This is a genomic window from Paenibacillus sp. 01T47 (assembly GCF_056398245.1).
The window spans coordinates 128,078-150,759 of record NZ_JBFTPA010000010.1 but is presented as its reverse complement, the minus strand read 5'-3'; the positions used below and the strand labels follow the sequence as shown (position 1 = coordinate 150,759).

General features: G+C 47.0%; 15 protein-coding genes. All 15 read left to right on the top strand.

The window, feature by feature from the left end; genetic code table 11:
• Window positions 1–1,043: 1,043 nt before the first annotated feature.
• On the top strand, window positions 1,044–1,970 hold the full coding sequence (locus AC1DOV_RS20305) for an ABC transporter permease (RefSeq protein ID WP_441911238.1): 927 nt from the start codon (window positions 1,044–1,046) through the stop codon (window positions 1,968–1,970).
• A gap of 34 nt (window positions 1,971–2,004) precedes the next feature.
• On the top strand, window positions 2,005–2,889 hold the full coding sequence (locus AC1DOV_RS20300; protein WP_076269437.1) for a carbohydrate ABC transporter permease: 885 nt from the start codon (window positions 2,005–2,007) through the stop codon (window positions 2,887–2,889).
• A 56-nt stretch (window positions 2,890–2,945) separates the two neighbouring features.
• Entirely contained in the window at window positions 2,946–4,502 is a 1,557-nt protein-coding gene (locus tag AC1DOV_RS20295) for an extracellular solute-binding protein (protein ID WP_477550894.1), read from the top strand.
• A 272-nt stretch (window positions 4,503–4,774) separates the two neighbouring features.
• A complete protein-coding gene (locus AC1DOV_RS20290) occupies window positions 4,775–6,946 on the top strand; it encodes a carbohydrate-binding protein (RefSeq protein ID WP_477550893.1) in 2,172 nt (723 codons plus the stop codon).
• 92 nt (window positions 6,947–7,038) lie between these two features.
• Complete coding sequence (locus AC1DOV_RS20285) at window positions 7,039–7,701, top strand: HAD family hydrolase (RefSeq protein WP_477550892.1); 663 nt, start codon at window positions 7,039–7,041, stop codon at window positions 7,699–7,701.
• A 192-nt stretch (window positions 7,702–7,893) separates the two neighbouring features.
• Window positions 7,894–9,117 (top strand): enolase C-terminal domain-like protein, encoded by a 1,224-nt coding sequence (locus AC1DOV_RS20280; protein WP_339208028.1) that lies wholly within the window; start codon window positions 7,894–7,896, stop codon window positions 9,115–9,117.
• 31 nt (window positions 9,118–9,148) lie between these two features.
• The gene (locus AC1DOV_RS20275; protein WP_441876127.1) at window positions 9,149–9,985 is read left to right on the top strand and encodes an NAD-dependent epimerase/dehydratase family protein; all 837 of its coding nucleotides are present in this window, start codon (window positions 9,149–9,151) and stop codon (window positions 9,983–9,985) included.
• Window positions 9,986–10,260: 275 nt separating this feature from the next.
• On the top strand, window positions 10,261–11,391 hold the full coding sequence (locus AC1DOV_RS20270) for an ABC transporter ATP-binding protein (protein ID WP_477550891.1): 1,131 nt from the start codon (window positions 10,261–10,263) through the stop codon (window positions 11,389–11,391).
• Entirely contained in the window at window positions 11,388–14,339 is a 2,952-nt protein-coding gene (locus AC1DOV_RS20265; protein ID WP_477550890.1) for an extracellular solute-binding protein, read from the top strand. The genes AC1DOV_RS20270 and AC1DOV_RS20265 overlap by 4 nt, the downstream gene beginning before the upstream one ends.
• Window positions 14,336–15,307, top strand: a complete 972-nt coding sequence (locus AC1DOV_RS20260) for a carbohydrate ABC transporter permease (RefSeq protein WP_477550889.1) — start codon at window positions 14,336–14,338, stop codon at window positions 15,305–15,307. Before AC1DOV_RS20265 ends, AC1DOV_RS20260 begins: the two co-directional genes overlap by 4 nt.
• Before the next feature lie 4 nt (window positions 15,308–15,311).
• A complete protein-coding gene (locus AC1DOV_RS20255; RefSeq protein ID WP_054027383.1) occupies window positions 15,312–16,169 on the top strand; it encodes a carbohydrate ABC transporter permease in 858 nt (285 codons plus the stop codon).
• A 27-nt stretch (window positions 16,170–16,196) separates the two neighbouring features.
• A complete protein-coding gene (locus AC1DOV_RS20250; protein WP_477550888.1) occupies window positions 16,197–18,212 on the top strand; it encodes a YIP1 family protein in 2,016 nt (671 codons plus the stop codon).
• Entirely contained in the window at window positions 18,205–20,433 is a 2,229-nt protein-coding gene (locus AC1DOV_RS20245) for a DUF5696 domain-containing protein (protein WP_477550887.1), read from the top strand. Before AC1DOV_RS20250 ends, AC1DOV_RS20245 begins: the two co-directional genes overlap by 8 nt.
• Window positions 20,433–21,326 carry a carbohydrate ABC transporter permease gene (locus AC1DOV_RS20240; RefSeq protein ID WP_076269451.1) on the top strand — a complete coding sequence of 298 codons (894 nt, stop codon included), beginning with the start codon at window positions 20,433–20,435 and terminating at the stop codon, window positions 21,324–21,326. The genes AC1DOV_RS20245 and AC1DOV_RS20240 overlap by 1 nt, the downstream gene beginning before the upstream one ends.
• Entirely contained in the window at window positions 21,323–22,306 is a 984-nt protein-coding gene (locus AC1DOV_RS20235) for a carbohydrate ABC transporter permease (RefSeq protein WP_076269452.1), read from the top strand. The genes AC1DOV_RS20240 and AC1DOV_RS20235 overlap by 4 nt, the downstream gene beginning before the upstream one ends.
• Window positions 22,307–22,682 lie beyond the last annotated feature (376 nt).

Here is a 22,682-nt window from a genome sequence, read left to right as displayed (position 1 = left end):
GTACGAGAATAGCTTCAGTTTGTTGTCTGTAAGCGCAAATATGCGCTTATTGAGTAGATGAGGCGTCTGATCGAGGTTGAAATAAAGCTGTAAGAATATATGCGCTTAAAGAGTAGAGAAGCCATCTGGTTGAGGTGGAAGTGAAGCTGTAAGCACATATGTGTTCTTAACGCTTGGGAAAAGGGTTAGTTTGTTGTCTGTAAGCGCATATGTGCGCTTATTGAGTAGAAAAGCCGTCTGGTTGAGGTGGAAATGAAGCTGTAAGCACGCATGTGTTCTTAAAGTTCGAGAAAAGCCTAGGTTTGTTGTCGGTAAGCGCAAATATGCGCTTATTGAGTAAATGAGGCGTCTGATCGAGGTTGAAATGAAGCTGTAAGCACGTATGTGTTCTTACAGCTTGAGAAAAGGGTTAGTTTGTTGTTTATAAGCGCAAATATGCGCTTATTGAGTAGAAAAGCCGTCTGGTTGAGGTAGAAATGGAGCTGTAAGCACGCATGTGTTCTTACAGCTCGAGAAAAGACTTGGTTTGTTGTTTATAAGCGCAAATATGCGCTTATTGAGGTAGATGAGGCGTCTGATCGAGGTGGAAATGAAGCTGTAAGCACGTATGTGTTCTTACAGCACGAGAATAGCTTCAGTTTGTTGTCGGTAAGCGCAAATATGCGCTTATTGAGTAAATGAGGCGTGTGGTTGAGGTAGAAATGGAGCTGTAAGCACGTATGTGTTCTTACAGCTTAAGAAAAGGGTTAGTTTGTTGTCTGTAAGCGCATATGTGCGCTTATTGAGTAGAAAAGCCGTCTGGTTGAGGTGGAAATGAAGCTGTAAGCACGCATGTGTTCTTACAGCGTGAGACAAGCCTTGGTTTGTTGTCTATAAGCACACATTAACGCGGATAGAGTAGAGTCGGCGTCTGGGAGACGGGGAAAAGGAGCTTTATGCATAGGAGGATAATCTTAAACCACAAAGTATAAGATTGGCTCATAGTAAGCCCAGGCGGGCTCCCTTAGAATAAAAGTATCACATCAATGGAAGGGAAATCGATTATGAAATCTAATGGAGTCATTCGGGAATTACTTAGAAATCGAACGCTGCTGCTCATGTTCCTGCCCGTCGCGACGCTCCTTTTTCTCTTTAACTACTTGCCGCTTGCAGGTCTAGTCATCGCCTTTAAAGACTTTGACTTTGCTAAAGGAATTTTCGGAAGCGATTGGATGCATCCGCTGCTGAATAACTTTGATTATTTGTTCTCTTCTCCGACCGCTTTTCGGGCGATGAGAAACACGATACTGTTAAACGCATTGTTTATTACAGTCGGGCTCATTTTTGAAGTAGGGTTTGCCTTGCTGCTCAATGAGATTAGAAACAAATATTTTAAAAGAGTTACGCAGTCGTTAACCTTTCTTCCTTTCTTTATTTCGTGGATCGTAGTCGGAGTGTTCGCTTACAACTTAATGAACTTTGAGAGTGGAGCGATTAATCGTGTGCTGGAGACGATAGGCATGCAGCCAATTGATTTCTACAGCGAAGCCGGCTTATGGCCTCTCATTCTAACGATAGCGGTTCGCTGGAAGGTTACCGGATACGGCACAATTATTTATTTGGCGGCATTAACGTCCATCGACAATTCGTATTATGAAGCAGCGTCCATCGACGGTGCGACAAGATGGCAGCAAATCCGTTTTATCAGCATTCCGATGCTGCGGCCAACGATCATTATCTTAACCTTGCTGGCTGTTGGCAGAATCATGAACGCCGATTTTGGAATGTTTTACGCAATGGTCGGCGATGCTTCTCTCTTATTTCCTACAACTGACGTTATTGATACGTTTGTTTATCGCAGCTTGCGCAAATCAGGTGATATCGGCATGGCATCTGCGGCGGGCTTCCTCCAGTCGTTCATCGCATTCGTGCTTATTATCGGCAGCAATTACGCGGCACGCAAAATAGACAAAGACTCGGCTATTTTCTAAAAACGTCCATTCACATCAAGGGAGGATCATCTGCATGCATCTGAAGAGATTTTCAATTTCACAATTTATTATCATTATAGCGATCTCCTTGTTCAGTCTGTCCTGCTTGTTTCCATTCATTATGGTCATTTCAGGCTCGTTAAGTACGGAGAAGGACATTATGGATTATGGATACACGCTATGGCCAAAGAGCATTACTTTCGATTCTTATCGCATTTTATTTCTAGGCTCTAATCGCATTATTGATGCGTATGGTGTAAGTCTTCTCGTTACGGTGGCAGGAACAATTCTGTCCTTGCTCGTAACGAGCATGGGCGCATACGTAATGGCGAGACGGTCATTCAAGTATAGAAACATTTTGTCTATCTACGTCATTATTACAATGCTCTTTAATGGCGGATTAGTACCTTGGTACATCATTTGCGTGAGATATTTAGATCTAAAAGATACACTATGGGCGCTTATTTTGCCGATGCTCGCTAATGCATTCAATATGTTCCTCATTCGCAACTTTATGTTATCCATACCCGAGGATATGAATGAATCGGCCAAAATGGACGGTGCGGGCGACTTTAAAATCTTTTATCGCCTCATTGCACCGCTTTCCTTGCCTGTACTTGCAACCGTCGGTTTATTCGTAGCATTGAGCTACTGGAATGATTGGTTTCTAGGTCTCATGTTTGTCGATAAGCAGGAGCTCCAACCGCTGCAGCTGCTGCTGCGAACGCTCATCTCCAACGTGGAATTTCTGAAGAGCTCGAGCAATGCATCCGCTATGCAGCGAATATCAGCGCAAATTCCTTCGGAATCGATCAAGATGGCGCTTACGGTCGTTACCATTGGCCCTATCATTTTCTTGTATCCATTCGTTCAACGTTTTTTTGTCAAAGGTTTGATGGTGGGCGCAGTAAAAGGATGACTATCTCGGCTTCAGCCGTGTAGTATATAAAACATAAGCTAAGGGGAGAGGTTCAGATGCAGAAAAGCATAACAAAAATGCCGCTATTTATTGCTGTCATTATGCTGCTAAGCGTTATTCTAGCAGCATGCAGCTCAAGCAACAGCAATACGCCAAGCAACAATGGGAAGGCGACTAATGCGCCAACTGGCGGAACCGAAGAAGTGAAGCAAGAGGATGAAGTTACGCTGAAGTTTTATTTTGGCGGTGATAAAAAAGCGGCTACGGATGAGGTTTGGTCCAAGGTTAGCGAATATGTGAAAGCGAAAGGTCTTAACGTGAAGTTCGATATTAACTTCATTCCGTTTGGCGACTTCAAAGATAAGATGCTCGTTATGGCCGCATCCGGCGACAACTGGGATATGAACTTTGACGGCGACTGGCTTTCGTACAAGCAGATGGCTGCAAAAGGTTCATACATGGCATTAAACGATCTGCTGCCGGAATTTGCTCCTAACTTGCATAAGAAATATGAGGAGCAGGGTACACTTGCTGCTGCAACGGTAAACGGCAATATCGTAGGTCTTCCATGGACGATGAAAATGAATGAGCGTAAATTTACTGGCTGGCGCTCTGATCTTGTCGAGAAAGCGGGACTTGATATTCCAGCAGGCTCAATCAAAACGATTGAGGATGTCGACAGATTGCTGCGTGAATTGAAAAAAGCGTACCCGAACGAAAGAATTTCCCGGACGCCGCCGGTATCCCTTATTATGATTCGTGATGAGTGGGTAGACCTTAACTTCCACGGCCTTGGCTTCTATTTAAGCGATGATAAAATTACGATTAAAGCGGTTGAGCAGCAACCATTCTACCTAGAGGCTGCAAAGCTGGCTAAAGTTTGGTATGACGATAATTTGATTAACCGTGATGCGATGATCGATAAGTCAGACGAAGCAGCGGAGTGGAGAAATGGCAAGAAGCTGTTCACTGTAACATCTCATGAATGGGTAAGTGCTAATCCTGGTTTCTCTGATCCGTCATTCAAGATGGAATCGGCAGAGCTTTATCCTGACAAAAGATTCGTTAACCGTACGGCTCTTGCCAATGTCGTTGCCATTAACCGCAACTCCAAAAATCCAGAACGAGTGCTTCGTTTCTTGGATATGATGGAAACCGACAAAACGTTGTATGACCTTGTGCAATACGGTATTGAAGGCAAAACCTATGTATTGAACGGGGAAACGGCTGAATATCCGGAAGGCATGGAAACAACGACGAGCAACTATATGGAGTGGGGCGGACAATGGGCATTCTGGAAGCCGCAATTCATGCGTCCGACGATGACATATGGAACGGATTTCTGGCTGAAGGAAGCTGAATTTGCAAGCAAGCCTAATAACGTCAACTCACCTATCGACGGCCTATTTATCGCTGAAGACAATATGAAAAACGAGATTGCAAAACGTGATACAGCAAACGATGAGCTGAACAGACCGATAGAGTTTGGCGTGGTGAAGGATGTCGAGAAGGCCGTTGCTTCTTATATCGAAACGCAAAAGAAAAATGGACTTGATGTCATCATCGCTGAAACTCAAAGACAAATTGATGAGTTTCTTGCGAAGAAAAAATAAAGTGTGACGAATGAGAAGCCGACCTTATGTAGAGGAAGGCTTCTCCTTTGAAAACGTTTGAAAGCGGATACATTGGATAAGTATGAAAGAAGCCGCTGCGAAACGGCAGTTCTCTTGTATCGCATTTACAACCAGCAGCCTTAAAACGCGAGCCTGGTCCCCCGGGGGACCAGGCTTTTTTCGATACCCCAGAAGCGGCGAAGGAGGTGGTAGGATCGAATAAATAGGGATTGGAGCATCGCGGTATCATCCATTTTTTGAGGAGGGAATTTATGTTGGTTAAAGGAAGAAGACAGGTTTACGTCATCCTATTGCTTGTTCTGGTTCTTATCTCAACGCAGCTCTCGTTATCACCATCCAAGGTATCGGCAGCTGGCAATTTGGCGCTGAACAAAAGTGTAACGGAAAGCAACCATACTCAGAGCTATATAGCTTCAAACGCAACGGATGGCAATCAAGCAAGCTATTGGGAGGGAGCTGCAAACAGCTATCCGAACTGGATTAGGGTCGATTTGGGCAGCAGCCAAGCCATCAATCAAGTAGTTCTTAAGCTGCCGCTTGCTTGGGGTGACCGTACGCAAACTTTATCTGTGCAGACTAGCAGTGATGATACAAACTACAACACCATTGTTGCTTCTGCGGCCTATACTTATCAATCCGGTACAAATGCGGTCACCATCAACTTTACAAGCACCAATGCGCGTTATGTCAAAATAAATGTGACAGCTAATACTGGAGCAACTGGCGGACAAATATCGGAGCTTGAGGTGTATGGACCGACCGTTGTGGCAACGCCAACGCCTTCACCGATTGCGACGACAGTTCCAACAGCTACACCTGCTCCAACAGCTGCGCCAGGCTCGATATCGGCTTTTGTTCAAACGGCAGCTTCCGCCTTTAACAGTCAGTTTGGCACGCAATTGGAAAACTCCAGTGAAGGCGGTCAAAATGTCGCTTATGTGGACAACGGGGATTACCTTGTATTTAACAATGTGAACTTCGGGAACGGAGCCTCATCGGTTGCGCTGCGTGTGGCAAGCCAAACAACCGGCGGCAATGTTGAAATTAGACTGGACAGCTTGAATGGCACGCTGGCAGGTACCTGCGCGGTAACGACTACGGGCGGCTGGCAGTCATGGACAACCAAAAACTGCTCCATTAACACAATAAGCGGAGTCCATAATCTATATTTAAAATTTACTGGAGGAGCAGGTAATCTGTTTAATATCAACTGGTTCAAATTTGCTGCTGCTGCAATTGGCGGCGATGTAGTCGGAAAGGTGTTTGCGGGTTACCAGGGCTGGTTTACCGCTGGGGGTGACGGATCACCTCTAAACAACTGGACACATTGGTCCAAAAACAATAATAATCTGACGGCGAACTCCAACGTAAACTTCGAGATGTATCCGGATTTAAGAGAGTATACGAAGCTGTATCAAACGAACTTAGGCAATTTAGGCAACGGTCAGCCAGCCAAGCTGTTCTCCTCTTATGATCAAGAAACGGTGAACAAGCATTTTGAATGGATGCAGACGTACAACATTAGCGGCGCAGCGCTGCAAAGATTCGGGGCGGATGCAAACTATGCACCGAATAATTGGAATCAGAACCGCGACAGCGTAGCTGTGAAGGTGAAAAATGCTGCAGAAACCTATAACCGCAAATTTTATGTGATGTACGACATTACGGATCTCAATCCAAGCCAGTGGGTCAATGCGGTCAAAAATGATTTTACGAACAATGTTGTTGGCACGATGAATTTAACCTCATCGACTGCCTATGCCAAGCAGGACGGTAAGCTGGTCATCTGTATTTGGGGGATCGGGTTTACTGATCGGCCGGGAACAGCAGCGGAATCCGCAGACTTAATCGCTTGGTTCAAAAACCAAGGCTATTATGTGATCGGCGGCGTTCCTACCCATTGGCGCAATGGGGATAACGATTCGAAGCCTGGTTTCCTCGATGTGTACAAATCGCTTGATATGCTATCGCCTTGGTTTGTCGGTCGGTTCAGCCAGCTAGCGGGCGCTGATCATTACAAGACGAATCAGTGGGCGCCGGATTTTGCATTTACTCAGCAGAATGGCATCGTATATCAGCCCGTGATTTGGCCGGGTTTTGCATGGAAAAACATGAAAAATGGTCCCGTCAACGAAATTCCTCGTCTGCATGGCGATTTCATGTGGCGACAGGCTTACAATTTAAAAAGTTTAGGCATCAATACAGGTTATATTGCGATGTTTGATGAATATGACGAGGCGACGGCGATTGCCAAAGCCGCCGAGAACAGCTCGATGATTCCGAACAATCAATATTTCCTTACGCTCGATGCGGATGGCGTAGCCGTATCCTCTGATTTCTATTTGCGGTTGACTGGCGATATTGCACGTCTCTTCAATAATGAAATCCCATTAACCGTAAATCATCCGACTAGTCATCAGTAAACAATCACAGCTTTAAATGAAAAGGCGCTCCCCTAGCGGGATCGCTTTTTTCATGATTATAATAGAGAGATAGTAGGGGAGGAGAGATTGTTTTGAACAACATTAAACATATTATTTTTGACTTTGATGGTACACTGGCTGATACTTGGCCGGTGATGTTTCAAGTGATTTCAGGTGTATTCCAGAGATATGATGGCAGGCAAGTGTTGATTGAGGATATGTACGCATTGGCAGGGCCGACGGAGCTTCAAATTATTGAACAGCATCTAAGCAATCGCGAGCAAGTGGAAGCAGCCATAACCGAATATGTAGCTGAATACGAGCAGCGCCATGAGGAGCTCGTAGAGCGAAATACGGAAATAGCTGATTTGCTAGTCTCATTGCGGCAATCAGACATCGGAATTGCCATGTTCACAGGCAAATCGCGGCGTACGCTCGATATTTCGCTGGACAAGCTGGGCTGGGAGGTTAGCTTCGACAAGATTGTAACGGGCGATGATGTGGAGAAGCGCAAGCCATCAGCGGAAGGGATCCATCTTATATTAAACGAGCTTGGCTGGGCAAAGGAAGAAACTATTTTTGTCGGCGACAGCAACGATGATATGATGGCAGGTCAAGAAGCCGGAATACGTACCTTTGCTGCCCAGTGGATGGCTGTCGTGCAGGATAAAGATTACTGCGTCCTGCCGGAGCGAATTTTTAACGAGGTGGAAGCGTTCAAGCGGTTTGTACTTGAGCAAATAGAGAAAGTCTAATTTTAAACAGTTAAAAAGAGAGTATCCCATATATGGGATACTCTCTTTTTTTATATTGTAACTACTAAGGCAATAAGCATCATAGGATTAGGAAAGAGGCTAACAATAGGACAGAAAGTTTAAAAATGCCTCATGTGGAATGCCGTGTGATTGACTTAAACTAAACGAGACACGGAAAGGAAAGGTGAGGGCATGGCGAAAATAACGGGAATCAAATGTATTCGAACGCGTAAGAACGGAACTTGGACGATCGTAAAGGTGATGACCGATCAAGACGGGCTTTATGGACTCGGCTCGGCTTCGGATGTCTACAATCCGGAAGCCGTTGTACAAGTTATTGAGCAGTTGCTGGCGCCGCTTCTGATCGGCAAAGATGCCGCTAACATAGAAGATTTGTGGCAGACAATGTATATGAGCGGCTATTGGAGAAACGGAGCTATTTTGCATACGGCAATCGGCGGTATTGATATGGCATTATGGGATATAAAAGGGAAGGAAGCGGGATTGCCGGTCTATCAATTGCTCGGCGGGGCAAGCCGCGCGGCTGTGCCTTGTTATGGACATGCAGGGGGATCGGATATTTCCGAGCTCAAGGAGGATGTGCAGCGTTTTATGGAAGAGGGCTATACCGTCATCCGCGTGCAGATGGGCGGGTATGGGGGAGGCGGCTTCATTAATGCTGACAAAGCGAACCTGCCCGAGCGAGCTTGGACAAAAGGTCCAGTGTTTGACGAGCAGGCTTATTTGAATGCCATTCCGAACATGTTCGAGCAATTGCGGTCAGCGTTTGGCATGGGTATCCAGTTTACGCATGATGTACATGAGCATCTGTCGCCTATCAATGCGATTCAGCTGGCAAAGCGGGTTGAGCCCTATGGTCTGTTCTTTCTTGAAGATGCGCTCGCACCGGAGCAAATTGGCTGGTATCGCCATCTTCGTCAGCAGAGCGCAACGCCCCAAGCGGTTGGCGAGCTGTTCGTGAATCCGCAGGAGTGGACGGAGCTAGTCAAGGAGAGGCTGATCGATTTCATTCGCGTTCGCGTCTCGAAAGCTGGGGGCATAACGCCATGCCGCAAAATAGCAGCGCTGTGCGAAGCGTTTGGCGTACGTACCGCGTGGCAGGAAGGCGGAGAGAATGATCCCGTTAACCAAGCGGCAGCGGTACATCTTGATATGGCGATATGGAATTTCGGCATTCAGGAAGTGAACCATTTTAGAGCGGAAGAGCTTGATGCCTTTGAGGGGCATATCGTTAGAAAGGGCGGTTATCTTTACCCTTCGAACAAGCCGGGTCTTGGCATTGAGCTGGATGAGCTAAAGGCGCAGCTGCTCGTTGGGGACAATTGGAATCGCTCCGCATATCACAATCCTTATCATCTGGATCGAAAGGCTGACGGTACGCTTGTGCGGCCATAATACAAAGTTGGAAATTGGAGGTGCTTCTTCTATGAAAACAATCGCAGTAACTGGCGGGAGCGGCAAGCTCGGGACACAGCTCATTGGGGCGCTTCAGCAGGATGGCTATCAGGTTGTTTCCTTGGACAACGAGCGGTCAAATCAGCTGCATTGCAAGCAAATTAAAGTGGATTTAAATGATTTCGGGCAAGTCGTTTCAGCGCTTCACGGTGCGGATGCCATCATACATATGGCTGCTATTCCTGCACCGCTTGGCCATTCGTACCCGTATATATTCGCGAACAATACGGTTGCAGCGTATCATATTTTGGAAGCCGCCTCGATTCTTGGTATTCGGAAGGTTGTTATGGGCTCAAGCGAGTCTTCTTACGGCTTTGCATGGGCACCGACGCCATTTGCACCGGATTATTTGCCGCTGGACGAGGATCATCCGCAGCAGCCGCAAGAGTGCTACGGTCTATCGAAGGTAGTGAATGAAGTGACCGCTGCGATGTTCGATCGAAGAAATGGCATGCAGGTCATTTCACTCCGTTTCTCCATGATTACTAAACCTGAGGATTACAAGCATCTTGCTGTTGATAAGCCGGAGTCCTTTAAACATATTTTATGGAGCTATATTGATATACGAGATGCAGTCAGTGCATGTATCGCATCGCTTCATGTGGAGGACCGCGGAGCGATTTGTCTCAATATTACGAGCAACGATACGCTTAGCGAATGGTCAACCGAGCGTTTGCTGCAGCAGTTTTATCCGGGAGTCATCGATCTGCGCGCGCCTTTAACTGGGCGGACAGCCGTAGTCAGCAATCAAATGGCAAAGGATACGCTGGATTGGAGCCCTAAGTATTCTTGGGCAGACCATCGGTAAACAGCTGAATAAGTACAAATGAAAGAGGCCGACTCAACAGGTGCAAACCTAGCGAGGCGGCTTCTTTTTTTATTGGCAGCAGAAGAGGCAGATTGTGGATTTGCTCCTATTATAGAAAGCGCTTTCTAAGAATGGAGGGAAAATAGTGATTTTCAGCTGATAGAGGCTAATTTTTGACAACAAAAGAAAATATCACCTCATATTTGCCGGCGAATGTATGCGTTAACATTAATAGTAGCAAGAGGAAGACAATACGTCATGAGAGGTGAGCAAGGGTGGGAAGCATTACGTTTAGCCATGTATATAAGCACTATAAAGGGGAGTCGCGTCCGGCGGTCAACGATTTCCACCTTTCCATTGAGGAGGGGGAATTCCTGGTGCTCGTCGGTCCTTCCGGCTGCGGCAAATCAACAACGCTCCGGATGCTGGCTGGCCTAGAGGAAATCACCGAAGGAGATCTGTACATCGATGAGAAGTTCGTAAATTATGTCTCGCCCAAGGACAGAGATATTGCGATGGTATTTCAAAACTACGCCCTATACCCGAATCTAACCGTTTACGAAAATATCGCGCTAGGACTCAAGCTTCGCAAGACAGCAAAGCACGATATCGAGCTAAGGGTCAACCGTGTGGCGAAAATTTTGGAAATATCGCATCTGCTGGAGCGCAAGCCAAGCCAGCTGTCAGGCGGTCAGAAGCAGCGTGTCGCACTTGGCCGAGCGATAGCAAGGGAGCCGCAAGTGTTCCTCATGGATGAACCGCTGTCGAATCTCGATGCGAAGCTGCGTGCTCAAACAAGGGCGGAAATCATTAAGCTTCAGAGCGACCTCAAGCGGACGATGGTATACGTGACGCATGATCAAGTCGAAGCGATGACGATGGGAACGCGGATTGTCGTTATGAAGGATGGCGTTATCCAGCAGGTTGCCCCGCCTCGCCAGCTTTATGATGAACCGACGAATTTGTTTGTCGCCGGATTTATCGGCTCGCCCCAGATGAATTTCATGGAGGGGAGCCTAGTCTTGGAGGATGGTCTTTATTATTTCGTTAATAAGCGAATAAAGCTGCTCGTTCCAGAACGTCATTATGCGCATTTTGCGGTAAAAAGCGGATCGCTTCGCAACTGTGTGATGGGTATTCGCCCAGAGCATGTATGGCTGAAGCGGGAAGAAGCAAACGCGGAGGAGAATGACTTCTTTCGATGCGTAGTAGAGATGACGGAAGTAACGGGAGCCGATTCGTACGTGTACGTGAAGGTAGGAGAGAAAACGCTCATTGGCAGAACGGAGCCGGAGATCGTTTATCACAAAGAGGAGAAGCTTGTCGTTGGTTTCAACATGAGCAAGGTTCATTTCTTTGATGAGGAAACCGGCGTATCTTTGGCAGCTGGAGGAGAAGACAGATGAGGAGAATGAGGATGCTGGGCATCGCTCTTCGTCTCATTCTGGTTCTGGCGCTGGTGTTCGGAGTCATCCGCTGGATTACGGCTAGTAGACCCGTTCTTCATGCAACCTCGGTGAGCACGGAGCAGCTGCTGTCCTATAAAAGCAAAACAGAGGAGCTGCCATACGCGAAGCTGATGTACCAATATCCGGAGGCGGCCAAAACCGACGAGAGTCTTCCGTCCATTCTGATTTCACCAACCGCATATCAAGCTGCTGCTGAAGAATCGGCGGTCAGGATTGATAAGGAGCAAGGTGAAGCTGCGCTTTATTGGGAGAACGAAAAGGGCTGGGTGGAATGGACGTTCGACGTGCCGAAGGGCGGCTGGTATGAGCTTCATTTTGATTACAAGCCTTTAGAAGGCGGGAACGCCTCCGTCGTACGCGGCGTTCAAATTGATGGTCGATATCCGTTTACGGAGTCGGAACGCATTGAACTGGAGCGACTTTGGAAGGATTCCAAATTTCCATATGATCGCAACGAGATCGGACAGCAAATTCGTCCTCCGCAAACCGAGCTAGCCGGTTGGAGTGCAAAAGCGGCAACGATATTCTCTGCTTCATCCGAGCCAGTACTCTACCGGTTGGAACAAGGCCAGCATAAGCTGCGGTTGGTTGGGGTGAGAGAGTCCGTCGCGCTCCGAGAAATAGCTTTCAAGCCAAAGGAAGAAATTCCAGCTTACGAGTATTACAAAAACTTGCATCCGCCGGAAGAGGAGAAGCAGAGCTGGTTCAGCATGATCGAAGCGGAGCAGTTTCAGCGGAAATCAAGTCTCGCGATTCAGACCGATTTTTGGTCAGAGCCTTATATTTCACCTGACCCGAAAGGGCGAATTACTTATAACGTCTTAGGCGGTCAGCGCTGGCGATTGCCGGGCGAGTGGGTGGAATGGGAGCTTTCTGTGCCAGAGTCCGGCTGGTATGAAATCGACCTGAAAACATTTCAAAACTATCGAAATGGCTTTGAGGCATATCGCACCATCTCGATTGATGGAAAAACACCATTTCAGGAGCTGCTTCATTACGGTATTCCGACGAAGAAGGAATTCGACATTGGCACGCTTGCTGATGCAGAAGGGAAACCTTTCTTCTTTTATTTGGAGAAGGGCGCACATGTCCTGCGCATGACCGCTGACTCCTCACTCGTTCAGCCCGTTTATCTGGCTTTGAAGGAGACGCTGGATCAGCTCGCAATATTCGACCGACATATACGATTGCTTACAGGCAACTATAGCAAATCGGCTTTTGACGCCAACATCGATTCAACGCGAACGTGGAATATGAAGAAGCTTGATCCGGATGTCGAGCAGAAGATGACGGAATTTGTCGCTCAGTTAACGAATATTCGGAACTATATCAATGGTCTCAATAAAAAGGATTCTGATTTATCTGAAGCGATCAAAGGTTCCGTAGCGATACTCGAGAAGATGCTGGTGGATGTGAACGAAATACCGAATAAAATCAATGATTTCTCGACGATTCAGAACAATATTGGGACGTGGATGGCAACGCTGACGCAGCAGCCTTTGCTCATGGATTATATCGTCGTTCGGACGCCAAATACGGTTACGGATCTGAAAGTGCCTACGACGCTTTCAAGGGTGCCTTACTCGATTGCTGATTTTGGCCGCTCCTTCTATTTGGACTACGACACGCGCAAGCATAACAAGAAGGAAGCACTGACCATTTGGGTGCAGCGCGGTCGGGATTACGTCGAGCTGCTGCGTGAGATGGTGGATAATGATTTCACGCCTCGGACGGGAATAGAAGTCAATATCAATCTGATGACCAACCCGAACATGCTCATACTTGGAAATGCAGCAGGAGACGTGCCTGATATTGCGCTTGGCGTTGGGGAGTCTACGCCAGCTGACTTCGCAATGCGGGATGCGGCCGCGGAGCTGTCTGACTTTCCAGGCTTCAAGGATGTGCTTGATCGATTTATTCCCGGAGTCAGCCGTTCGCTTAGCTACGACGGAAAAATGTATGGACTGCCAGAGGTGCAGAACTTCCAGATGATGTTCTACAGAACCGACATTCTAGAAGGCTTGAACCTGAAGGTTCCGGATACATGGGATGAAGTGTTCGACATTTTACCAACGCTTCAGGAAAACGGAATGACGATGAATTATCCGAAAAGCGATTTCACTACACTTTTCTTCCAAAATGGTGCAGAGGTGTATTCGCAAGACGGTTTGAAGGGTGCGCTCTCGAGCGATGCTGGCCAGCAGGCATTCAAGCGCTGGACAGAGCTCTACAAGAAATACAATCTGCCGATTGACATACCAGCATTTTTCCAGCATTTCCGCGATGGAGATATTCCTATAGGTGTGGCCGATTTCAACACCTATGTGCAGCTGCTCGTTGCTGCTCCGGAAATAACTGGACACTGGAAAATCGCACCGCTGCCGGGCATCGAGCAAGTGAACGGCGAGGTGGCAAGATGGTCGCCGCAGGCTATATCTGCCGCGATGATCATGAAGAAAAGTGAACGGAAAGACGATGCTTGGAAGTTTCTAGAGTGGTGGACCTCGGAGGACGTGCAATCGCAATACGCCAAAGACGTCGAGTCCTTTTATGGCATTGAGTTCAGATGGAATACGGCGAATGTCAATGCGATGAAATCACTAACTTGGCCGAGCGATGACCTGAAGGCACTTCAAGAGCAAGCGCGCTGGGCGAAAAACATGCCTTATGTACCGGGTTATTATTTCTTGAACAGAGAGATGGAGTTTGCGTGGAATCGGACGGTTCTCGAAGGCATACCTGCGCAGGAATCACTTGAGGCTGCTCAGCTTTCCTTGCAGCGGGAAATGAATCGTAGACAAAATGATTTTGGCATATCGGCTAATGAGGATTTGAAAATTCCGCAAATTAAACAACCTTACGAATGGGAGGAACCGCAGAAATGAATACGCAGCTTTCTCCCAGCATAGCTAAGCCGAAGCAGAAATCCGCTGTGCGTGTGAAATGGAATCGCTTTTGGCGGGAAATGAGACGTGATGCTTTTTGTTATCTGTTTCTTGCGCCGTTTCTCATTTGCTTCCTAATGTTTATCGTCATTCCGGTTGTTATGGCAGCGACACTTGGATTTACGTCTTATGACGGCTTTGGATCGCTTCATTTTATCGGGGTACGAAATTACATCAGCTTGTTCACACAGGACATCATTTTTCTAACTAAAGCGATTCCGAATACGTTTTTGTTCGCGTTAATCGTAGGGCCGGGAGGTTATATTTTAGCTTTCCTGTTCGCTTGGCTCATTCATCAGCTGCCGATTCGCATTCGTGATTACTACACGCTTGCGTTTTATGCACCGTCTATGGCTGGCGGCGTCGCGTTATCCGTCGTTTGGATTGCGACGTTCAGCGGTGACCGCGTTGGTTATTTTAACAATTTTTTGCTTAAGATGGGCTGGATCGACAGTCCGACGATTTGGCTGCAGGACCCTAAATATTTGCTCAATATTATGATCATCGTATCGCTCTGGGTTAGCTTTAGCGTTGGTTTTCTCGCTATGCTGGCTGGTCTTCAGACGGTAAATCGTGAGCTGTACGAGGCTGGCCGCATAGACGGGATTTCCAGCCGCCTGCAGGAGGTTTTCTACATTACAATTCCGTCGATGAAGCCGCAAATGCTGTTCAGCGCGGTCATGTCGATCGTAGGAACGCTGAAGGCGGGAGGCATATCCACCCAGTTGACGGGGATGGCGATTACTCCTTCCTATTCAGGGCATTTGATTATTAATCATATTGACGATTACGCTTTTATCCGTTTCGAGCTCGGTTATGCATCTTCGGTCTCAGTCATGCTGCTGATCATCAGTTATTTTGCAATGAGATTTGCTTATCGGCTGTTCGGATCAAAGGAGGAGCTGTAAAACCATGATTCGAAAACTTCGCAGAGTGACGCCGTTTCAGATCATCCTTGTCACTGTTTTTACCGCGCTGGCCGCATTCATGTCGCTGCCGATCGTGTTTATTTTGAACCATGCTTTCAAGCCGCAAAATGAGCTCTTTCTTTTCCCGCCGCGATTTTTGGTGCAAAACCCAACGCTTCGAAATTTTGAATCGCTTATATTGCATGCATCAAACGCAACGGTTCCGTTTACCCGTTATTTGTTCAACAGTTTAATTGTAGCGGGACTTACGTTGTTTACGGTCATCATTGTCAGCACCATGGCAGGTTATGTGCTTGCGAAATACCAGTTTCATTTCAAGCAGCTGATCTTGTCTCTTATTACTTTATCGTTGATGTTCGCACCCGAGACCGTTGGGATTCCGAGGTACTTGATCATCAGCGGAATCGGCATCAACAATACGTATTTCGGACATATTTTGCCGGCATTAGCTTCTCCGATCGCCGTATTCATGCTGGTTGGCTTTATTTCGCAAATTCCGGGAGAACTGCTGGAAGCAGCCAAGATCGACGGGGCCAGCCACTTCGGTATTTTTACCAAAATGGTGCTTCCGCTCTCCGTTCCCGCCATTGCGACCATATCCATCTTCACATTCCAAGGCGTGTGGGGCGATGTGGAGACGTCAACCTTATTCATGCAAGAGGAAACGATGAGAACGTTAGCCTTCTATGTCAATAGTCTGCTTAGCGGACTGCAAAACAGCGTATCGGGACAAAACATGGCCGCCGCTGCCGGCTTGCTCATGTTCGTACCGAACCTAATTATCTTCTTGCTCTTCCAGCGAAGAGTGCTTGAGACGATGGTCCATTCCGGAATTAAGTAATTCAAACCAGCAAAGGAAGTCGTGACGATGAAGAGATTTCTAATATTCCTGCTTCTTGCGGCGACCTCCATGCTTGTCGCACCAGAAGCGATACACGCGGAGCTTCCCTATCGAACGGCCTACTATGACAGCAATCAATCGACTTGGCTGCGTATACAGCCGGTTTATACTCCAGCTGAAACGAAGGGAATTCGCTTTGTAGAGCCGATCGATCTGCAGGTGGGCGCAGACGATAAGGTTTATGTGGCTGACAAAGGAGCAAACCGAGTTATTGTGCTTGATAATGACGGAGCGCTGCTGCAGACGATTGGCGAAGAAGAGGGAGCCGGCATGCTCAGTGCGCCTGAAGGCTTATTCGTTACGCCGGAAGGGGTCGTTTATGTAGCCGATTCGGGCAATCAGCGCATTGCTGTCTTTCGTGCCGACGGTACGTTCGACCGTGAGTACAAGAAGCCCGCATCAACTTTTCTGGAGCAGGAGCATTTTGTTCCCGTAAAGCTTGTCGTTGATCGGCGCGGCGTTATGTATGTCAGCTTGAATTCCTCCTATCAGGGCTTGCTGCGGATGAATGACAAAGGGGAATTCATGGGTTTCTTTGGTGCCAATAAAGCGCAGCAAACGGTACTCAACTGGCTGAAGAAGCTCGTTCTCAACAAGGAGCAGCTGGATAAGGAGACGGCGAGCCTTCCCCGTCCAATCTCCAATGTTGCCATTGATAAAGATGGATTTATCTTTACAGCTACGGCAGCGGGATTTGGGCAGGGCGCTATTCGCAAGCTAAATGCGGGCGGTGTCGATGCTTTTAAGAATAAGACGCTCGTGAACGGCCATGGCATCGTTGATGTTGCAAGCGATTCAAAAGGGTTCTTATACAACATTGATATGGATTCGGCCAACATTAATATTTATGACCAAAATGGTGAAGCATTGTTTGCTTTCGGATTCATTGATAACGCAACACAGCAATATGGTGTTCTTGGATTTCCGACGAGCATTGGCGTAGATTCCAAATTCGGCGTCTGGATTTCTGACAGCCGAACAGGTACGATTCACAAATTTGTTCGCACGGAATTCGGAAGCGACGTTATGAATGCGTTAGGGCTCTATTTGGAAGGCAAATATGAGGAGAGCAAGCCTTATTGGGATCGCGTTTATGCCCGCAATGATATGTACAATGGAACTTTTCAAGGGCTCGGCAAGGTATATCTGCATGAGAATAACAACGAGGATGCGCTGACCTTCTTGAAAACAGCGTTTGATACGAAGGGCTATTCCAAAGCGTTCTGGCAAATCCGACTAGAGTTTTTGCAGCAGCATTTCATATGGATCGTTTTAGGCTTGGCAGCTTTGTTTCTCTTGCTTAGGTATAGCCGAATGCTACTAAAAAAGCAGCTTCAGCGCCGCCCTTTGCCTGAATCATGGCAGCGCCCGCTTGGCGATTTGCGCAACCTTTGGTACGTCATGCTCCATCCTTATCATGGATTTTACAAGCTGAAGGAAGCTAGAGTTGCACCTTGGATTATTATTTTTATTTTAGTTTCGGTTGTAGCGGTGAAGATCGTAACGATTTATTACACCGGGTTTTTGTTCCATCCCGTGGAGCTCTCGCAGGTCAATCTATTTGGAAGTTTGGGATTATTCGTAGTTCCTTGGGTAACGTGGATCATCGCGAATTATCTCGTATGCAGCGTGAAGGACGGGGAAGGGAAATTCAGAGAGGTCATTCAAGGCAGCACCTATGCGCTTGCACCGTATCTGTTCTTTTCCATTCCAACATTACTGCTGTCCAATATCGTGACGCTTGATGAGCGAGTGATCGTGGACTCATTAAACACGGTTATGTTCCTGTGGATGGGTGTCATGCTGATCGTTATGACGCAGGTCATTCACAATTTCGATTTTGTGGAGACGCTCAAAAATATCGCCATCACGATATTTACCATTGGCACGATTTGGCTGTTTGCCTTTCTCGTCTTCGGATTGTCCTACAATTTATACGATTTCTTCTATCAGCTTTACAAGGAGGTGACCTTCTATGGTTGAGTTCATCAAGCGTACTTCCCTTCGAGTAAAGCTTGCAGCAATCGCATTTTGCGCGTTACTTATTATCATTTTGGTTGTTATCCTGCAAGGAGATGAGCTCTCGCCGGCACAGGCGCTTGCCTACACAGGGATTAAGGAGAGAGTAGTGAGCAAGGCTCCTCTCTATGAAGGCGAGGCTTGGAAACCGCAAGCGGGAGCTGATGGTTTCTCAGAAGCACTAGCAAGCGAGAACTTCACGCTTTATATTCAGCCCGCAAGCACACAGATTGCTTTGGTTGATAAACGTACTGGCTACAGGTGGAGCAGCAATCCTTCAGAAGCTCAGCTAAGCAGCGAAACGGTTAAAGGTGTGCTGCTTGCCAATTTGAAATCGCCCTTTGTTCTCACTTATGTCAGGACACAAGGGAAGGATCAGACGATCAGGGAAGTGCTGAACGCGAATGATCCGAAATTGCAAACAACGCTGATCAAAACGGCAGAGGGACTTCAGGTCTCCTATGTTTTCCCGGAAAAACAGCTGGGCTTTACGATCCAATACGAGCTTACGTCAAAGGGGCTTAAGGTACGTATTCCAACAGAGGGAATTAAGGAGGACGGAGAATATGCCGTCTTTACGGTAGACTTGCTTCCCTACTTTGGCGCGGCTTCCTCAGAGGAGGATGGATATATTTTTGTTCCAGATGGACCAGGCGGCTTGATCCGATTTGACAAAGAGCGGGCTGGCGTGTCTAGAGGATATATCCATCAGGTATACGGCCTTGAACTAACCAATACCGGAAATTGGACGCGTTCAGGTGAAAGACGTGAGAATATTGCTTACCCGGTGTTCGGTATGAAACGAGGCAGCAATGCCTTTATGGCGGTGCTAACGGAGGGCGGTGATTCGGCGAATATTGCTGCGATGCCGCCAGGTCTTAAATCCAATATGTATAACGTATTTTCCAATCAGATTTACCGTGAGGAATATTTGTACAGAATGAGCCGGCTTGCCGCACCGCTTAAAGCGGTACAGAAACAGCGATTGGATACGGATAGAGAGGTTGAATATCGCTTTCTTAATGGAGATGACGCTGGTTATGTCGGAATGGCGAAGGCTTATCGAGATTATATGACGGAAACCGGTAAGCTGAACGAGCCGTTAAAGCCTGTTGAACACACCCCTCTGTATTTGAAAATTATGGGGGGCAACTATACGGAAGCCTTCAGCAAAATCAAATATATTACGGCAACGACCTTTCCGCAGGCAACGAATATCGTAAATGGGCTGCTAGAGAAGGGTGTCGCTAATCTGAAGGTCATTTATTACGGCTGGCAAAATCAAGGCGACTATGACCTTTATGACCGTTTTCCAATTGAGGAGTCGCTAGGCGGCGAGACGGCTGCCAAGGCTTTTGTTTCCAATATGACAAAGCATGGCATTGACGTCATGTTCGAGGATGATTTTGTCTGGATCGATTCGGACAATTCCGATTTATCTGGCAAAACGAACGGTATTCGCGGCATTGATGAAACGGTATTTGTTGATGAGGGATGGTTTATCAGCAAGCCGTCACGTACCGTTGCCATGGCCTATCAAACGATTGAGAAGCTGAAGGAGATTGGCATATCCGGCATTTTGTACAACTGGATGGGTGAAATGGTATTCCATGACTATGATCCGACAGGCATAGAAACTCGTTCGGACACAATTGCTGTTTACGATGGCTTACTCGAATACACGCAGAAGACGCTTGGCACGGCTGGCGTATATCGCGGGAATGACTACGCAGTTGGCCAAAGCGATTTTATTGCTAATTTGCCGCATGAATCCAGCTATGATTTCATGGTCGACGAGACGGTTCCTTTTTATCCGATCGCGCTTCATGGTTATGTATCGTATTCGTTTGGAGATGGCAATCTTCGTAATGATGTAGAAACTGAATTTTTAAAAGCGATTGAATACGGAGCTGTTCCTTCTTTCTTCCTCACACATGAGGATTCACGGAAGCTCAAGTACACGGCTGCGAGTTTCTTATTCAGCAGTCAATATGAGAAGTGGACAGACCGCATTTTAAAGGAATACGAGGCTTTTGATTCGCTGGCAGGTTTGTATTCCCAAACGATTAAAAATCACGAAAAGCTGTCTGAAAATCGGTTTGCTACCGTTTATGAGGACGGCACACGGGTGATCGTCGATTACAACAGCAAGACTTTCGTCGTAGAGAAGGGAGCGGGCGCCTAATGCAAGCAAAAGCTAGAGTCCGTGCAGCGCGCCTTCATCTCTGGAAGCGCTACGGAATGGGACTGCTGTTCATGCTGCCATGGATTATTGGGTTTGCGATGTTCGTCATTATCCCGATTAGCTGGTCGTTATTTATGTCCTTTAACAAGGTGCAAGTAGCGGTCGGAGGATTTAAATATGAATGGGTCGGATTGCGCAATTTTCGGGATGCTTTTTTGAAAGATAACATTTTCCCAATTGAACTTATCACTTATTTCCAAGAAATGCTGCTGATGGTTCCGATCATCGTTATTTTTGCCCTGCTGATCTCACTAATGCTGAATCAGAAATTTCCTGGACGATTTATTTTCCGCGCGCTGTTTTTTCTTCCAGTTATTTTTGCAACAGGGCAAGTGCTCTCGGAGCTGTTCTTGCAAGGAGCGGGAGATATTCCATTCCTGGAGCAGTACAATTTGCTTCCGATAGTTGAGGAATATGTTGGCAAGCAATTTGCAGAGACCGTAATGGCAGTTTTGGGCAAAGCGATTCTAATTTTATGGTATTCCGGTGTGCAGATTCTTATCTTTATTGCGGGTTTCCAGACGATTTCACCAACGATTTATGAGGCTGTGCGGATCGATGGCGCCTCCCCTTGGGACAGCTTCTGGAAAATAACGCTGCCAGCTTGTGTGCCATTCATCAGCTTGAATGTGCTCTACACGATTATCGACCTGTTCACATTCCCGCTTAATCCTGTGCTGAAGCATATCAAAGACAACATGTTTAAGGTCGATACCGGTTACGGCTACGCCAGTGCGCTCGCTTGGATTTATTTTGGACTCATCTTCGCGCTGATCGCCCTCGTATTATGGCTGTTTAACCGGAGCCTCAAGACAAGGAGGGTACATTCATGATTACTGCGATGAAGTCTGAGTTCGAGAAGGTTAGCCGCAGCGTAAGGGGAGTTCTATGGGGCCGCAAAGCCCAGAAAACAAAAATGCTGGTGCTCGGACGAAGCTTGTCTGACGGATTGCTGGCGAAGCTCATCATTTATTTGCTGCTCTCGATTGTCGCTTACCTTTATTTACAGCCGATTCTTTATATGGTCAGCACGATGTTTAAGAACATGAGTGATCTCCTTGATCCGACGGTAAAGTGGATTCCGCGCGAGATTACTTGGGAAAATGTGACGAAAGCGCTGAAGGGTCTGCAATACCCGGAAGCGCTCAGAAACACTGCCCTTATATCGGTGACATGCTCGCTCGTACAGGTCATTATTTGTGCGATGACCGGCTATGCGCTTGCTAGGCTGGAGCTGCCATTCAAGGGACTTTTTACGGCGCTAATCATATTGACTTTCTTGATTCCGCCGCAGGTTATCATCATTCCGCTTTACGTTATATTCAGCAAGCTCGGCTTGTTGAATTCGATTTTTGTGTTTCTCATACCGGCTATATTCGGGCAAGGCCTTAAGGGAGCATTATTTATTCTCATTTTCCGGCAGTTTTTCAAAGCGCAGCCGCCAAGCTTGGAGGAAGCAGCGAAGCTGGACGGAGCTTCTACAGCGAGGCTGTTTTTCGGAATTATGCTGCCCCTTGCAAGGTCAGCATGCTTAGTCGTGTTTCTTTTCTCATTTATTTGGTACTGGAACATGTATTATGAGCCATCGATGTTTCTTACCAAAGGCTTCACGCCGCTGTCGATCCGCCTAGATATGCTGGAGGATGTGCTGAATCCGTCCTTGCTCGGAAATACGCGAACCATCGTTAATCCGATTACGGAGAGCACCAAAATGGCCGCAGCCTTCCTTATCATTTTACCGCCGATCATCGTGTTTATGTTCCTTCAGCGCTGGTTCGTTAGCGGTATTGAAAGAACGGGAATTGTTGAATAGTCCGCTGTCTGCGCTAAGGTGCAGCAGCTCTTTAGGGGGGTGATGTTTCGGCAAACAGCTGCTGGAACGGTTTCAACGTTATAAAGAATGCTAAACCGCAAAAAACGAGGGGAAGGCTTATGAAACTAAGCCTATGCTTACGAAGCTAGTTTTGCTTCACAAAACTAAGCCTATGCTTACGAAGCCAGTTTTGCTTCACAAAACTTAAAGCTTATGCTTACGAAGCCAGTTTTGCTCTACAAAACTTAAAGCTTATGCTTACGAAGCCAGTTTTGCTTCACAAAACTAAGCTTATGCTTACGAAGCCAGTTTTGCTCTACAAAACTTTAGCCTATGCTTACGAAGCTAGTTTTGCTTCACAAAACTTTTAGGAGGC

Excerpts from the sequence above, each read along its gene's own strand:
- AC1DOV_RS20275 (WP_441876127.1), top strand. The coding sequence starts at position 9,149 with ATGAAAACAATCGCAGTAACTGGCGGGAGCGGCAAGCTCGGGACACAG.
- AC1DOV_RS20265 (WP_477550890.1), top strand. The coding sequence starts at position 11,388 with ATGAGGAGAATGAGGATGCTGGGCATCGCTCTTCGTCTCATTCTGGTT.
- AC1DOV_RS20295 (WP_477550894.1), top strand. The coding sequence starts at position 2,946 with ATGCAGAAAAGCATAACAAAAATGCCGCTATTTATTGCTGTCATTATG.
- AC1DOV_RS20305 (WP_441911238.1), top strand. The coding sequence starts at position 1,044 with ATGAAATCTAATGGAGTCATTCGGGAATTACTTAGAAATCGAACGCTG.
- AC1DOV_RS20290 (WP_477550893.1), top strand. The coding sequence starts at position 4,775 with ATGTTGGTTAAAGGAAGAAGACAGGTTTACGTCATCCTATTGCTTGTT.
- AC1DOV_RS20235 (WP_076269452.1), top strand. The coding sequence starts at position 21,323 with ATGATTACTGCGATGAAGTCTGAGTTCGAGAAGGTTAGCCGCAGCGTA.
- AC1DOV_RS20280 (WP_339208028.1), top strand. The coding sequence starts at position 7,894 with ATGGCGAAAATAACGGGAATCAAATGTATTCGAACGCGTAAGAACGGA.
- AC1DOV_RS20300 (WP_076269437.1), top strand. The coding sequence starts at position 2,005 with ATGCATCTGAAGAGATTTTCAATTTCACAATTTATTATCATTATAGCG.
- AC1DOV_RS20250 (WP_477550888.1), top strand. The coding sequence starts at position 16,197 with ATGAAGAGATTTCTAATATTCCTGCTTCTTGCGGCGACCTCCATGCTT.
- AC1DOV_RS20240 (WP_076269451.1), top strand. The coding sequence starts at position 20,433 with ATGCAAGCAAAAGCTAGAGTCCGTGCAGCGCGCCTTCATCTCTGGAAG.
- AC1DOV_RS20245 (WP_477550887.1), top strand. The coding sequence starts at position 18,205 with ATGGTTGAGTTCATCAAGCGTACTTCCCTTCGAGTAAAGCTTGCAGCA.
- AC1DOV_RS20255 (WP_054027383.1), top strand. The coding sequence starts at position 15,312 with ATGATTCGAAAACTTCGCAGAGTGACGCCGTTTCAGATCATCCTTGTC.
- AC1DOV_RS20260 (WP_477550889.1), top strand. The coding sequence starts at position 14,336 with ATGAATACGCAGCTTTCTCCCAGCATAGCTAAGCCGAAGCAGAAATCC.